Origin of the sequence: Alteromonas pelagimontana (genome assembly GCF_002499975.2) — a bacterium.
Lineage (GTDB): Bacteria > Pseudomonadota > Gammaproteobacteria > Enterobacterales > Alteromonadaceae > Alteromonas > Alteromonas pelagimontana.
Genome location: NZ_CP052766.1, coordinates 3,236,951 through 3,250,867, shown reverse-complemented (window position 1 = coordinate 3,250,867; position 13,917 = coordinate 3,236,951). Strand labels below are relative to the sequence as shown.

Below are 13,917 nucleotides of genomic sequence, written 5' to 3'. Positions count from 1 at the left end.
GAAATGGAAATCCGCTCACTCAATGACATTGCAGAATATTATGATAGAAAACTATTGGAACACGGCGATGTTCCTGAAGGTGCAGATTGGAAAAGTCTGACAAGCCAGCGTTTACGCTTTGAGCAGTTAGTAAAGGTCGTTAAAGCAGAAGAATGTTTTTCGGTCGCTGATCTCGGTTGTGGCTACGGAGCTTTATACGATTATCTTTTTGAAAGATACGAGAATTTTATTTATCACGGCTACGATATCTCTTCAAAAATGCTAGATTCAGCGGTCATCAGATATGGCAACAAGAAAAACGTTAAGCTCGCTAAATCCCATGTGATACTAGAAAAATCGGATTATGCATTAGCTAGCGGTATATTTAATGTTATCCGAGGCAATGATAGGAATGAATGGCTTGATTATATCTTAAATACATTAGACAACATGAACAGTATGAGTAGACACGGATTTTCTTTTAATTGTTTAACTAAATATTCTGATAAAGAGAAAATGAGAGCTGATCTATATTATACTGATCCTTGTGCGTTATTCGATATATGTAAGACTCGTTACTCTCGAAATGTTGTTCTTTTCCATGATTACGACTTATATGAATTTACAATAGTAGTAAGGAAGAGCATATGAAAAAGAAGCTGGTTATATTTGGAGCTGGCGATATTGCTCAGCTTGCTCATTATTATTTCAGCACGGACTCTGAATATGAAGTTGCCGCATTTACGGTTGACGCAGAATTTATAATTGAAGAACAGCTTTTCAAGCTTCCGATTGTCCCATTTGAAGACTTAGAACACTACTACCCTCCCAACGAATTTTCTATTTTCTGTGCCCTTAGTTATTCAAAAGTTAACCAGCTTAGAAAAGAGAAGTATGAGAATTTGCTATGCCGTGGTTATACATTTGCCAGCTATATCAGTACCAGAGCAACTATCTTAAATGACGGAAAAATCGGCCAAAATTGCTTTATACTCGAAAATAATGTGATTCAGCCCTTTGTTGAAATAGGTAATAACGTTACTTTGTGGAGCGGTAACCACATTGGTCACCATTCGGTGATTGGAGATCACTGTTTTTTAGCTTCTCATGTCGTTGTCTCGGGAGGCGTGCAAATCGCTGAGCAATGCTTTATCGGTGTTAATGCGACCCTTCGGGATCATATTTCTGTTGGTGCAAGAACAGTAATTGGAGCAGGTGCACTTATACTTCGTAGCACCGATGGAGAAAGTGTGTTTAAAGGCAGCCAAACGCTTCCTTCTGCATTAAAAAGTTCGTCATTAAATAAAATATGAAATCGCAGAAATGGCAAAAACTAGGCCAGATATTTTCCTCCAGTAATTTGGGATCTCATTTTGCATCTCACGCATCGCTGCCGATGGCAGTACGACTCCAGGGTAACCAGTATGAGGTTTATTTTAGCAGCAGAGATCTCAACAATGTAAGCTACACCACATCGATTAGAATGGATATGACTATGCCGGTCAATACTATGGGCTTGCCGACACAGGTAATTCTTGGGCCCGGCGATCTAGGTACTTTTGATGACAGTGGGGCTATGGCGACATGGTTTACAAGCTATAAGCAGAAGAACTACCTTTACTACATAGGCTGGAACTTAGGAAAGACTGTGCCTTTCCGTAATGCAATAGGTTTGGCTGTATCTGATAACAGAACGGATTTTGAACGAATCGCGGCCGGACCGATTCTCGATCGTTCACTATACGAACCGCATTTCTGTGCTAGTTGCTGTGTTATTCCAGGAGATGATAAATGGCGTATGTGGTATCTATCTTGTACTGAATGGCGTATGAATAATGGCTATCCCGAGCACAGGTATCACATTAAGTATGCTGAATCCCAGGATGGAATACACTGGATACGTAATGGAATAATAGCAATAGACTTCGCTGACAAAAACGAAATCGCTATCTCTAGACCGTCGGTGCTTTTTTATCAAGGATTATGGCGTATGTGGTTTTCATTTCGACAATCAGGCAACAGTTATCGAATTGGATACGCGGAATCTGCAGATGGCATTACATGGAAGAGGAGCCCAGATCCGGTGTTGGATGTTTCCAAGCATGGATGGGACTCTCAGATGGTTGAATACCCATACGTTTTCTCCCATTCTGGCAAGCTCTATATGCTGTACAACGGTAATGACTACGGCAGAACCGGTTTTGGCATTGCTGCATTGGAAAAATTATGATCCCATTTAATAAACCATACATGACCGGAAAAGAGCTTCATTATATAGCTCAAAGCCACGGGAATTTCAAACTGGCTGGTGATGGGCCATTTACCAAGCTTTGTCATAGTTGGATGGAGACAAATATTGGTGTCGGTCGTGCGCTATTAACACATTCGTGCACCGCAGCATTAGAAATGGCGGCAATTTTGCTGGATATTAAGCCAGGCGATGAAGTTATTATGCCTTCCTACACCTTCGTATCAACAGCCAATGCATTTGTGCTAAGAGGAGCTACACCGGTTTTTGTAGATATCAGAGAAGACACCCTAAATATCGATGAAAATCTCGTTGAACAGGCGATCACACCACACACTAAAGCAATAGTTCCCGTTCACTATGCGGGAGTCAGCTGTGAAATGCACACGCTATTAAAGATTGCAAAGCGTCACGGCATTGCTATCGTCGAGGATGCTGCCCAAGCAATTATGTCCACTTACAAAAAGATGCCTCTCGGCTCTTTAGGGGACTTTGGAACACTGAGTTTTCACGAAACAAAAAACGTCATTTCCGGAGAGGGAGGAGCACTGCTAGTAAACGATAAAAATAAAATCGCACCAGCGGAAATTATCAGAGAGAAAGGAACTGACAGAAGTCGCTTTTTCAGAGGCGAAGTTGATAAATATACTTGGCAAAGTTTTGGCTCCTCTTTTCTTCCAGGCGAACTAACAGCTGCATTTCTTTGGGCGCAACTAGAAGAATGTGAGTTAATTCTAAATGAGCGACTGAATAGTTGGCGCAGATATCACAGCTTGCTCGCCCCCTTTGAAGAGAAAGGTCTTCTACGTCGGCCTATTATTCCTGAATATTGTGGCCACAATGGACATATATATTACGTACTATTACCAAACAATGTGAATAGAGATTTAGTAATCGAGCAACTGAAAAAAAGAAAAGTTAATGCGGTATTCCATTACGTACCTTTGCATTCTGCGCCTGCAGGCAAAAAGTTTGGTAGGATCGCTTCGGATATGAAGTGGACAGACACACACTCTCAGGCGATATTAAGACTTCCCATGTGGATAGGTCTGACAGAACAACAACAACAATACGTTGTAGACACTCTTTATAAGATCCTCTATTAGCTCACGTTTTCAAAAGATAAAGTATGTGAAAATCGAGAGGTAAAATTATGAATCGTACCGGTAAATTCGGAGGCAGATTTGTTTGAGTTATGCTGCCGCATTGTCGGCTAATCGTCGATATTAATTTTTTCATATTTAGCAGGTGGATCAGAAGTCACTCCAAGCTTCTTTCCCGAATCCACTTTCATTTTGTTAACCCAAGCTCTTAATAATCTCAGGTGTACAACCGATCTTAGAGGAAACTGACACCAAAGCAGCCCATCTCAATGAATGCTCATGCTTTGAGGTAAATCCCATGCGGACTGCATACTTGTGGGCTTCTGGGGAAGACATTATTCATTGGCTAACTCTCTCAAGATAATTAGCCTCCCACACTCCTGATTGATTTACTCAATTATTTTCCTTAAGCCGAAACTCTGCGTTATTTCCATGCTAAGAAAAACGATTTCATAATCCTGCTCAACACAAAACCGATAGACAGCTTCAGTCACGCCATACTTATAGTTTTTTATCCAGTTCCCCATACAATAGTCGTGGCCCATAATAAGACCGCCAGCTTTCACTTTTTTTGAATAAAGTTGAAGTTCTTTGTAGGTAGTCTCGTAGCTATGATCCGTGTCAATATAAACCCAGTTAAAGTAATTATCAGGAAAATCATCAGCAGCCTCTATAGATAGCTTTCTATGTATTTCCACCTGGCCACTCGTTATTTGGTCAGCAAAACCTTCATTGACTAGCCTCCAAAGCTCAGAGTTATAACGTTCCGTCCCCCATATATCGATTAGATGCAATTTCTCTGGCCGTACAACAGATAAAATCATTTGCGAAAATTCACCCTTATCTACCCCGATTTCAGCTCCGACAGATTCTGGTGGCAGCTCTTTTAGCAAATCTTCTCGCGATGCCAACAGCTTTGCGTGGACAATGTGTTTCTCTTTTAGCGGATAATATTTCATAGACTCAATAGAACGCTTTTGCTCTAACTGCCGATATTGAATCTCCATCTCCGCGAACTTCTTTTGTATTTCGACTAGATTTATATCTGCCTGTATGTCCTTAAAATAAATGATGCCTGCTTTTTTAAGCGACTCTTCTATTTCTTCAGAAAATGAACTACATATAATCACGCAGTCAAATTCAACCTCTTTAATTTTATCAACCGTAAGCACTGGCTTCGAAAAAAACGAATCTTTAGTTTTTACAGTTTCAACAAAAGCTACAATTTCATGAACTAGCCCAATAGCAGGTAGATAACGGATAGATTTAGATCCAGTACCATAAATCAAAACTTTCATCGAAACTCCTTCCATTCTCAGCCTGCAACCGCGAATTCGCCCACCTCAGTTAAATTAAGTTTGACATGGTGCTAGCTGGCTTTTCACCAGCTTCGTGCTCTTCCCGAAATCCAATCCGAACTAAATTCTAGTTGGTATGAGAACTTCTGGCGGTCGGTCTGGTTAGTTTAATTAACAACTCAGAAGTAATATTAAATAAAGCCTAACGGCCTTTTTAGCATCTACATCGCTAAGCAAGTAATTTTTAATATTGATATACGAACGGACTCATTTCTGGTCTTACCTGAGCTAGATCTTTTTTCATTGAGCCACTATGATTATCCGTCATTAAAACTACTGCGTCGCACATTTTCCAAGTATGCTCCTCTACGCGATGTATCGCCAGAACATCTACACCGAAAAATTTCTCGTCTGCTTCGGCATTTCTATCAATAATACACAAGACGTTAAAAGTGGCTGACGCATGTAATATGAATTTTTGAGAATAATTGTTTTTTCCCCAAAGAATAAGGTTTTTGATGCCGGGCGACAAGGAGTAGATAAACTGACGATAACGCAGGCGGGCCCTTGTTCGCTCCTTTATTACCGTCCTCCAGAATGGCCACATCGCCGCGCCGAGGATGCCCATTCGTAGAGCTATAAAGTTTAGAAGCAACTCCCGCGATTGATCATTATAAATAGCTTTTCGGGCAATAATATTTTGTAGATAACCTACTTTTGCCGTTTTACTAAAGTGGCGTTGGCGCTTCCGCAGAAATTCTAAAGAAAATTGCCAGTTCAAAGAAGCAGCTACACTATGGTTATCTCCCAGATAACGCACGCTCAACGCCTCTTCAAGAAAAAAAAATTGAGCGTGGGCAGCCTCCAGACGCAGGCAGAAGTCCCAGTCCTGATGCCCTTTCAACGACGGATCAAAACCAACTCGCTTACATAAACTTGCACTGACACATAGCGTGCTGGACTGTAGACCTCCAATTTGATTGATCACAAAAGAGTAATACGCGACAGATTCATCCTCTTTTTTTGCGACAACAGGAAAAGCAGCTTCCAATTTTCCAGCACGGAAATTCTGATATGGATGATGAAATACTACGTTGTTCTTATCCCCTTTATATGCCTTTATAGCCTCCTGAATTTTTGCCAGCTTAGATTCCTGCCAAGTATCGTCAGAATCGAGAAATAATATAAACTCGCCCTGCGCTTTGGAAATTCCCGTATTTCGCGCTGCTGCACCATTGATATTTTTATCATGACGAAGCAACTGGATATTGAGCTCACCTGCTTCAGAGACAACTTTTCTGATTTCTTCGGCGATTTTCTCTACACTCCCATCGTCCACAACAATAACTTCAAAGTTCTTAATCGTCTGGCGAGCCAACGATCTAAGGGCACGTATCAGCTCTTTACTTCGGTTATAAACGGGAATGACAACAGAAAAATACATTTAACGCTTTTCAGCTACAGCGATAGTAAAGCAGCCATCATCGCCTTCTTCAACCTGAGCAGCAACATCATCTCGTTGAGTAAACATCGCAGTAATCGAAAAGCCAGCGTTTTCTAAAAGATCTGTCAATTCACTATTGGTGTAGTGTTTCACATGAAATTTAAAGCGCTGCTTATCAAACGGCATAACATCTTCGTTAGGTGTTGAGCAAATCAGTTGACCTCCCGGTTTCAACCAATAATAAAAATTGGCGGCTAACAGTTCATCGAATTCAACATGTTCTATTGTTTCAAACGACACAATGGCATCGAAACTGTTCTCAGCAAAATCTGCATATCTTGCATCGACATTCAAATAGGCAGTGTTTTCTCCGTTGAAATAACGACGCGCTTGAGCAATGGCTCCCTTATCAATATCGACTCCGATAACTGCGGCCCCCACTTTTTCACTTAATAACAAGGTTCCGTAGCCGATGCCGCAGGCAAGATCCAGAATTTCCATTCCTGGATCTGCACCAAGAAATTCAGACGCGAACAGGTAGCGGTTGCGATGATCCTCTCGGATCATGTCATAGCTATTAGCAATCTGCCGCTCGCCACGTCGCATAGTTTTATGAGCAATTGCCGTTAACACGCCATCGCCACAAATAATTTCAGTTTCACAAAAACCAGCTCGAATGAGTAATAATTCCATTCTGCGTGCGTTATAGCCGGACTTATAAATGTTCTGCCCCATTTCACAATAATTTTTATTACGGGGATTACCATTTTGCTGCTCTCCCCAAATAGCGGCGAATGCCTTTCGCGCTGGCGATTCTGCAGTTTTTATGTTGTCGTCAGACCATTCAGCCTGTAACCACTGTCTTGCGGCAAAATCCATGTCTGGAGTTTCAAGTCGGATTCTGCCGCCAATTATTAACATATCGAACCAGTTTAGCATTGCTAAATCTGCCTCCATCGAGGTTAAGTAAGGCAAAACAGTGACTTTCAACTCGTCAAGTGACTCATCTGCAGTAAATTTTTCCCACACGTAATATTGCGCAGGAGGAGCTGCTTCATTCACCGTTACCTGAAATTCTCCGGCACACCTGGTAATTTTTCCCGCTTTCATTATTTATCCCAATGAGAAACTTTTTGTTGTTTAGCTATAACTGCAGCAATAAGATGATGGATATTATTCTTATGCTGTTTTAACAGGCAATCGCCTTCCGCAATTACAGTTTTGCCCGCAAGCGCAGCCTCAAACAAGACAGTGCTGTTAATACCATGTATAATATTTGCCGCTAAAATAAGCGCACGGCTATCCGCATCAGAAAATTTACCCACACGACTTGTGTATTGATTAATATCTTTTGGATGCCGTTTAAATACAATGTCCTGATGCGGATATTGAGATTCGATAAAATCGATAAATTCCTGCATACCTTTCTTAAAGCGACTATGATTTTGCACATTGGAATCATTGGGCATTTGCAGGGGTACAAAAATATAATCATAGTACTCGTGCGCTGGACGAATATTATTAAAAAATTTATTCCGGATTGCTGATAGTTGTTCCAGATGTTTTTCATTAACCCATGAAAGATCATCGTCAGCGAGATAGCGATTAGCGTTAATCCCCACTTCGTCAATATAAAAATATTGACGTTGAGGAAAAAAGCCGCATTCCACAAATTTAGGTTTTATTCCTAATGAAGCAAGTTTCGCGTTGAGAAAGTAAAATTCAGATCGTGAACCGTTCCACAGATAGATATCCTGAGCGCCCTTCAACAGTGATTGCTGTACCTCATGCAACGGGTGCAATGTAAGAACTTTAATCCCCCTCTCTGCCAGTTTGTTTATGTATGTTTGAAACCAAACCTTAATGTGCTCAGCAGGATTAAAGTCAAAAAACAGACAGTAAGGGGCTTCTGTATTTAAAAGATCATACTCCGTGGCATAATAACGCGCGTTATCTGAATCAAGCACAAAAGGTGAACAATCAATTACTGAAACTGATTCGGGAACCCATTGATTTACCCGTGTAAGAATTTCGTATTGATAAGTAGCGCTACCAATCACCACTATATCCAATTCCGCATAAGTGAGCTCGGATTCAGGTCGGCAGATGATGCCCTTAAAATGCATAGTAGCGGGTTGGGGAAGAAATACATAAGTGGGTAAACTGATATTATTTGCAATGCAGTAGCTAAGCAATTGAATCGCATATCCGCCGCCGCCAAGCATCCCCCAACGCCTGTTTTTCAATATATCAGGTGGAACAACTTTACAGCCTGAACCCTTTAATAATGCGTAATCCATATCAAAAAACTAGATTGAAAAACGGTTTTTGAATAGTGGCAAACTTTTTAATGTACCCATTGCTTTCTTTAAAAATTTCATTTTATAGGTTAAACCGTGTTTTATTAATAACAATTTTGGATATAGGTATTACCGACCCACCGACATCGCATAGTAATTCAAGCTGCGATCACGTTCAAATAAGGTAGGAAATTCGCCGCTGTTACGCTAAATTAACTGTTCGGCCTGGCCTCAAGGGTACCTGCTTCTTCCCCCTCTCATGCTGATGCGGCCCTTAACTTCTGGTTAACCAAAGATTATGTCGCCGAGCAAGTTCTTCTTTCGTTGACGGATTTATCTGCGCTAATTGCATTCCCATGTGCCTTACCGAATTGTTAACTTGCAGCACTGAAAAACCTCCTTTGTCCGCCATAAGCGGACCTAAAAAGCAATTAATATCTTCCTCAGTAAACGTCAAACTATAGCTTCGCCACAGGTTCGCCAATAGTATTTTGCGAGTTTCTTGCTGTAGTTGCCGATGCTTTACAGAAATATTTCCTGTGTGCGTTCGGTATTTGATCAATATTTCTGACGCAGCATACATACTATGTGTACCACGGCGTAAAAAACGGATAAACCAGTCTAAATCTTCAAGATGAGGATAATCGCTACGATAGAGCAAGTTTTGATAAATTTCTCGACGAACCATTATGGACGGATGACAAAGCGGAGTGTTACCCAATAACAGTAATGCTTCTGTTTGTTCGCTGGTTTGCCGATAATGCCAATACTCCTGTGGAGCGTTGTTTAATTGAACCTTACTCCCCAGAACGCCAAGTGCTGGATCTCGTTTAAAGTACTCCAATTGTATGGCCAAACGTTCGGGAAAACATATGTCATCGGCATCCATTCTTGCAATATATTTACCTCCCGCTAATCCTATCAGCTTATTTAAAGACGACACTACACCTTCGTTTCTTTGATAGAAAACATTAACTCTGGGGTCTTTTTGTTGCCACTGCCGAAGTAATTCACTCGTCCTATCTGTTGAACCGTCGTTGACAATCAGCAACTCGAAATCGCTAAATGTTTGGCTACATAACGATTGAATTGCCTCGTCGATAAATTCGGCAGCGTTGAATACCGGAAGAATAACCGAGACTAGAGGCATCAGAATACAGCAGCCCTTGTCCGATAGACATAAAGCGCATTGGCCACTGCATCGTCCATGTTGTAGTAACGGTAGTCGGCCAGACGTCCTAACACTGTGAGAGTTGGAAATGCTTGTAAAAGTGCGCGGTAATCGTTATAGCGGTTTTGGTTGTCGTCGTTAAAAACAGGATAATACGGCACATTCCTTTTTGGATCATGACGATCGAAATCCTGCGGGAATTCTTTAACAATGGTGGTGGTTACAGTATCAACAGGCAGAATATGTTTGAATTCGGTTATACGCGTAAAAGCGTGTTCATTGGGATAATTCACTGTAGTTACGGGTTGATAGAAGTCTTCAGAATGCTCTTCATATACAAACTGTAAAGAACGATATGGCAATTCCCCATGAACATAGTTAAACAGCGCGTCTAGCCTGCCGGTAAAAATAACGTGGCCATTAAAGACACTGCCGTCAAAAAAAACTTCTCCTGTATTCTGGTCTAACCGTAAACGAGTCGTGGCATCTACATTAAGCTCAACCTTAATGCTATTGCTCGCTAACATTTTTCTAAACATCGCCGTGTAACCGTCTTTAGGAATAGCTTGCCACTTGTCGTGAAAATAGCGGTTGTCACGAGAAATCACCACCGGAACCCTTGCAGTAACTGCAGCAGAAATGTCTTCGGGTTTTACACCCCATTGTTTGGTGGTGTAATTAACAAAAAATTTATCATAAACCAGTTTACCGAGCGCCTCCAGAGCAGGTTCGGCTGCATCGCATAGGTCCAGGATAGGCACTTTAGCGCCTTCACCGTAGCGCGCAATTAGCAACCGACTTAGCGACTTTGCTTCATGTTTGGGATAAAGTCTATCAAGCGTATTTAGATTAAAGGGCATCGGTACCAGCTTTCCGTCAACACGACTTAACACCTTATGCTCGTATGGATGCCAGTCAGTAAAGCGGGAAAGGTAATCCCAAACTTCGGGCTTATTGGTATGAAACAGATGCGGCCCGTACTGGTGTATCATGATTCCCGCTTCATTACGATAATCGTAGCAATTTCCGGCAATCTGGTCGCGCTGTTCTAGAATTAGAACCTTTTTCCCGGTGGCAGCTAAACGCTCAGCCATCACAGCTCCGGAAAACCCTGCACCAATAACAATTACGTCAGGTGTTATCACAGATGCACTCCGTTACGTAGCGCGTCTTTCAGAGCTGCAGGCGAATCCCGAAGGTCCCAAGCTAACTTGTGTTTTTTGTTAAAAAAACCTGCCCCAGAAGCGGAAGCCGTTATCCAGTGATGGAAGCGTTCATCGTTATCTTTAAATAAAAAATAGAGTGCTGCCGCATACTGATGGTGAGAGATACCGCTTTGAACCACTTCCTCAGACTTACAAAACTGCAGCGCCATCTGGCACGTCATTATCATATCCTGCAGCGCTTGCTCTCGCCGCGCTACACTTCGTTGCGTTTGGGCGCCAAAACTATGCTCGTGGATACGGTAACGTCCTAATACTTCGCCGATAAAATGGATATTGGCGTTAAGATAGCCCGCGTTCAATACGTAAAAGGGATAATCCAGAATTATTTTACAGTCACGAGCAATAGTATTATCTAAATTAGAATGGTTGCGAAACATTACACTGCTGGCCTGCATATAAGTCCCGTAACGAACCAGATGCTCTATATTCGATTCTGTTGGAATGTAGGTCCAGTTGTAAAAGGATTGAGAATACAGACGAAGGGATTGTCCGGTGGCTGAATCAAACACATCGGATTCGTGAAATACCATTTCGCAGCCGGGATGGCTGTCGAGGTAATTTACCTGCGCTTGCAATTTACCGGGTAACGCAATATCGTCGCCATCCAAATAAGCGATATACTCTCCCTTCACCGACTGAAGCAAGGTTCGCATGTTCGCAGCCAGCCCTTCATTTTTGGGCTTAACAATGGTTTTTAGCTGTGGGTAATCAACGGCAAGAGAACGAATAGCACTTGCTGTGCTGTCTGTAGAGGCATCGTCACACGCAATAACTTCAAACGGAAAATTTACTTCCTGGTGTAAAACAGACAACAAACATTCAACTATATAGTTTTCAAGGTTGTACGCCGGAACGATAACTGAAAGCTTCATTTAAATACCACTCGCCTGGCTAGCTGAGTCAAAAGATCGTATCCGTCCCATTCAGGAGAAAATGCCAACGCTTCGCCGACTGGAACGATTCTGTCTATCCCCTGTATCGGCGACTCTTTCAAAAACTTAAAAAATGCTTCTTTTTCAAAGCCAAAATAGCTTAGCGTCTGCAACTTGTTGTCAACCAGAGCAACGAGTTCCTCAAGCTCATTGATTACATAACAGACCAATATTTGCTGTCCTGGGTGAATTTGTATTATAGAGGGTGCTTTAGGGTCTTGTATCACAGCGCAAATTGGCCCAGCCTGTATCGCTTGCTGAACGTTCCCCTCAGCCTGTTGCCATTGACTAAACACCAGTTGTTCATTACGATGAAACTCTGTAAAGGCAGTATCTGACGCCACATTGCCTAGCGTTTCCAGTTGCCTGACTAATCCAATTTCATCCCCACACCAAAACAGTAACCTGGGCGAGGAGCACGCTTGCTGATCAAAGGTGTTCATGTCTCGCCATACTCGCTGTGCAACACTTCTGCGATTGCCTTCATTTATCCCGCTTTGAGCAATAATGGTGGCAGAATATCTGTCCGCAAAGCTGATATCTCTGCAGCGTGGACGAGAGGGTAAATGACGAATGGCGCTCACGCTGTCATCCCCGCCCCAAAGCACTCTGGCATCTGCTTCAAGACTTAAAGACTCCCCGACGCTCTGCGCCTTATCGAACTGAATAAAATTATTTGCCAGCGCAATAGACTGATGTTGCTCTTGCTTGAACAACAGGTTTACGCAATCAATGAGTGCCTGCTGCAAATTGCTTAACTGGCTGGCAACACGAACAATATTCCTGTTTCCCATTATCAACGCGCAAATCCAGCTATAGATGAACATGGTGTCCACATTTGCCGGCGTGTAATGCACTACCAATCCTAAAGGCTTGTAAAAAGCGTCCTGTAGTTGCTGTAGATAACGTGATAAATTGGCCCGTCGCAGCCAAAACCCCAGAGCCACTAGCTCGCTATAATCTCGAAAACGAGGCTCTTTCAGCAGGACTGCAGAAAGCGCATCGGTAAAAGCAAAAATACGCTCATCACCCACCGCTAGTAGTGGCGCGCGTAACGCCGACAGCGCAGTCAAATCGGTGCTGATGCTCTTTTCTTTCACTGGTGCAAGTTGCGTGATGGTCATTCCCGGCTCCCGGTATCGCTACAACCTCTGATCTCGGTTTTCGGTAGACGCCGCGTCACTTCAAAATGGCGACCTAAGCGCCCACAGAGGCAATTATCTTCCCCTAACATTCGACCTAAATCTTCCGTCAAAATACTGTAACCTGGATAACTGGTAGGCAGGGCTGAAATTACCTGAATTAGTCCTTCTTCTCCACAGGCAGATTCCGCCAGTGTATAAGGATTACGAATTACAATATCAGCGACCGATGGCGCGTGAAGATGACCCTTTTCACATTCTACGAATACGCTTCCCACTTGTTCCGCCATACCGTAAAAGTTATGTACTTTGGCAATACCACAAGTTGCTTTTAGACCGGCTTTGAAGGTGGCATTATTTACCTGCTTATCAGCGAGTTTTTTCCAGCCTCCGCTGTGGATGACGATGCCTTGCTCCAACGGCAGACGAATTACGCGATCCTCTAAAGCTTGAACGAAATGTAACCACACCATAAAGGTAAAGCCAAAAATCAGAACGGGTTGCCCCACATTGTCTTCTGCAAAGGCTTTAACTGCTTCAACATCTAACGACATATCTTCGCGTAAAGCATAAACAGGCTTTCTGCCGAAAAATGCCATTCCCTGAACCCCCGCAGCCCGCGCCGAGAAGGCGGGATTTTTTAGTACCTGCGGTGAGTCCACAATGAGCATTGGCAAGCGCGCTTTCCCGATAAACTCCTGCATTATCTTCACTAATGCTTTGCTTTGGCGGGCGCTGGTAAGGCTATCAAGCACAACTTTGGCCGGTGTTTGACCGGTAGTGCCGGAAGACAAGAGCGTTCGGAAAATCTCATGATCGGCAATACTCTGTAATTGCATTACTTTGAAAAGTCTTACCGCCAGATAGGGAAAATCGGCATAATTCGTCAGAGGTCCCAGCTCGTTGGGGAACAGCTTGCGATAAGGTAAACATTGTTGCTGATGATGAACATGCAGCGTATGCATTAAAGCCGTAAGCTTCTTTTGTTTTTCAACTTGAGGTTTTGTGAAAAGCCCGTGATTTAGCAGTGACTCGTACTGCGTCAGGTAAGTGTCTAATGTGTTACCTGCCATA

13 protein-coding genes are annotated in these 13,917 nt (G+C 42.6%); 4 read left to right on the top strand and 9 right to left on the bottom strand.

Going from position 1 to position 13,917, the window contains the following annotated elements:
• Positions 1-3: 3 nt before the first annotated feature.
• The 4 genes from CA267_RS14285 to rffA are packed head-to-tail and all read left to right on the top strand — an operon-like array spanning position 4 to position 3,333.
• Positions 4-630: a class I SAM-dependent methyltransferase gene (locus CA267_RS14285; protein ID WP_075610590.1), complete on the top strand. Its 627-nt coding sequence runs from the start codon at positions 4-6 to the stop codon at positions 628-630.
• Complete coding sequence (locus CA267_RS14280; RefSeq protein WP_075610591.1) at positions 627-1,292, top strand: acetyltransferase; 666 nt, start codon at positions 627-629, stop codon at positions 1,290-1,292. The genes CA267_RS14285 and CA267_RS14280 overlap by 4 nt, the downstream gene beginning before the upstream one ends.
• The gene (locus tag CA267_RS14275; RefSeq protein ID WP_075610592.1) at positions 1,289-2,209 is read left to right on the top strand and encodes a glycoside hydrolase family protein; all 921 of its coding nucleotides are present in this window, start codon (positions 1,289-1,291) and stop codon (positions 2,207-2,209) included. Before CA267_RS14280 ends, CA267_RS14275 begins: the two co-directional genes overlap by 4 nt.
• Positions 2,206-3,333, top strand: a complete 1,128-nt coding sequence (rffA, locus tag CA267_RS14270; RefSeq protein ID WP_075610593.1) for a dTDP-4-amino-4,6-dideoxygalactose transaminase — start codon at positions 2,206-2,208, stop codon at positions 3,331-3,333. Before CA267_RS14275 ends, rffA begins: the two co-directional genes overlap by 4 nt.
• A 386-nt stretch (positions 3,334-3,719) precedes the next feature.
• Here rffA and CA267_RS14265 read toward each other — a convergent pair whose 3' ends face one another.
• The 9 genes from CA267_RS14265 to CA267_RS14225 all read right to left on the bottom strand — a co-directional run bounded on the left by CA267_RS14265 (position 3,720) and on the right by CA267_RS14225 (position 13,916).
• On the bottom strand, positions 3,720-4,628 hold the full coding sequence (locus tag CA267_RS14265; RefSeq protein WP_170669068.1) for a class I SAM-dependent methyltransferase: 909 nt from the start codon (positions 4,626-4,628) through the stop codon (positions 3,720-3,722).
• 244 nt (positions 4,629-4,872) lie between these two features.
• Positions 4,873-6,072: a glycosyltransferase family 2 protein gene (locus tag CA267_RS14260; protein ID WP_075610594.1), complete on the bottom strand. Its 1,200-nt coding sequence runs from the start codon at positions 6,070-6,072 to the stop codon at positions 4,873-4,875.
• Positions 6,073-7,182: a class I SAM-dependent methyltransferase gene (locus CA267_RS14255; protein ID WP_075610595.1), complete on the bottom strand. Its 1,110-nt coding sequence runs from the start codon at positions 7,180-7,182 to the stop codon at positions 6,073-6,075.
• Positions 7,182-8,372: a capsular polysaccharide export protein, LipB/KpsS family gene (locus CA267_RS14250; protein ID WP_139316273.1), complete on the bottom strand. Its 1,191-nt coding sequence runs from the start codon at positions 8,370-8,372 to the stop codon at positions 7,182-7,184. Before CA267_RS14250 ends, CA267_RS14255 begins: the two co-directional genes overlap by 1 nt.
• A gap of 274 nt (positions 8,373-8,646) precedes the next feature.
• Entirely contained in the window at positions 8,647-9,522 is an 876-nt protein-coding gene (locus CA267_RS14245) for a glycosyltransferase family 2 protein (protein WP_075610597.1), read from the bottom strand.
• Complete coding sequence (glf, locus tag CA267_RS14240; RefSeq protein WP_217358035.1) at positions 9,522-10,688, bottom strand: UDP-galactopyranose mutase; 1,167 nt, start codon at positions 10,686-10,688, stop codon at positions 9,522-9,524. Before glf ends, CA267_RS14245 begins: the two co-directional genes overlap by 1 nt.
• Complete coding sequence (locus tag CA267_RS14235) at positions 10,685-11,641, bottom strand: glycosyltransferase family 2 protein (RefSeq protein ID WP_075610598.1); 957 nt, start codon at positions 11,639-11,641, stop codon at positions 10,685-10,687. Before CA267_RS14235 ends, glf begins: the two co-directional genes overlap by 4 nt.
• Positions 11,638-12,825 carry an acyl-CoA reductase gene (locus CA267_RS14230; protein WP_075610599.1) on the bottom strand — a complete coding sequence of 396 codons (1,188 nt, stop codon included), beginning with the start codon at positions 12,823-12,825 and terminating at the stop codon, positions 11,638-11,640. Before CA267_RS14230 ends, CA267_RS14235 begins: the two co-directional genes overlap by 4 nt.
• Positions 12,822-13,916, bottom strand: coding sequence for a LuxE/PaaK family acyltransferase (locus CA267_RS14225; RefSeq protein WP_075610600.1), 1,095 nt, complete (start codon positions 13,914-13,916; stop codon positions 12,822-12,824). The genes CA267_RS14230 and CA267_RS14225 overlap by 4 nt, the downstream gene beginning before the upstream one ends.
• Position 13,917 lies beyond the last annotated feature (1 nt).

Excerpts from the sequence above, each read along its gene's own strand:
- CA267_RS14285 (WP_075610590.1), top strand. The coding sequence starts at position 4 with ATGGAAATCCGCTCACTCAATGACATTGCAGAATATTATGATAGAAAA.
- CA267_RS14280 (WP_075610591.1), top strand. The coding sequence starts at position 627 with ATGAAAAAGAAGCTGGTTATATTTGGAGCTGGCGATATTGCTCAGCTT.
- CA267_RS14275 (WP_075610592.1), top strand. The coding sequence starts at position 1,289 with ATGAAATCGCAGAAATGGCAAAAACTAGGCCAGATATTTTCCTCCAGT.
- rffA (WP_075610593.1), top strand. The coding sequence starts at position 2,206 with ATGATCCCATTTAATAAACCATACATGACCGGAAAAGAGCTTCATTAT.
- CA267_RS14265 (WP_170669068.1), bottom strand. The coding sequence starts at position 4,628 with ATGAAAGTTTTGATTTATGGTACTGGATCTAAATCTATCCGTTATCTA.
- CA267_RS14260 (WP_075610594.1), bottom strand. The coding sequence starts at position 6,072 with ATGTATTTTTCTGTTGTCATTCCCGTTTATAACCGAAGTAAAGAGCTG.
- CA267_RS14255 (WP_075610595.1), bottom strand. The coding sequence starts at position 7,182 with ATGAAAGCGGGAAAAATTACCAGGTGTGCCGGAGAATTTCAGGTAACG.
- CA267_RS14250 (WP_139316273.1), bottom strand. The coding sequence starts at position 8,372 with ATGGATTACGCATTATTAAAGGGTTCAGGCTGTAAAGTTGTTCCACCT.
- CA267_RS14245 (WP_075610597.1), bottom strand. The coding sequence starts at position 9,522 with ATGCCTCTAGTCTCGGTTATTCTTCCGGTATTCAACGCTGCCGAATTT.
- CA267_RS14235 (WP_075610598.1), bottom strand. The coding sequence starts at position 11,641 with ATGAAGCTTTCAGTTATCGTTCCGGCGTACAACCTTGAAAACTATATA.
- CA267_RS14230 (WP_075610599.1), bottom strand. The coding sequence starts at position 12,825 with ATGACCATCACGCAACTTGCACCAGTGAAAGAAAAGAGCATCAGCACC.
- CA267_RS14225 (WP_075610600.1), bottom strand. The coding sequence starts at position 13,916 with ATGGCAGGTAACACATTAGACACTTACCTGACGCAGTACGAGTCACTG.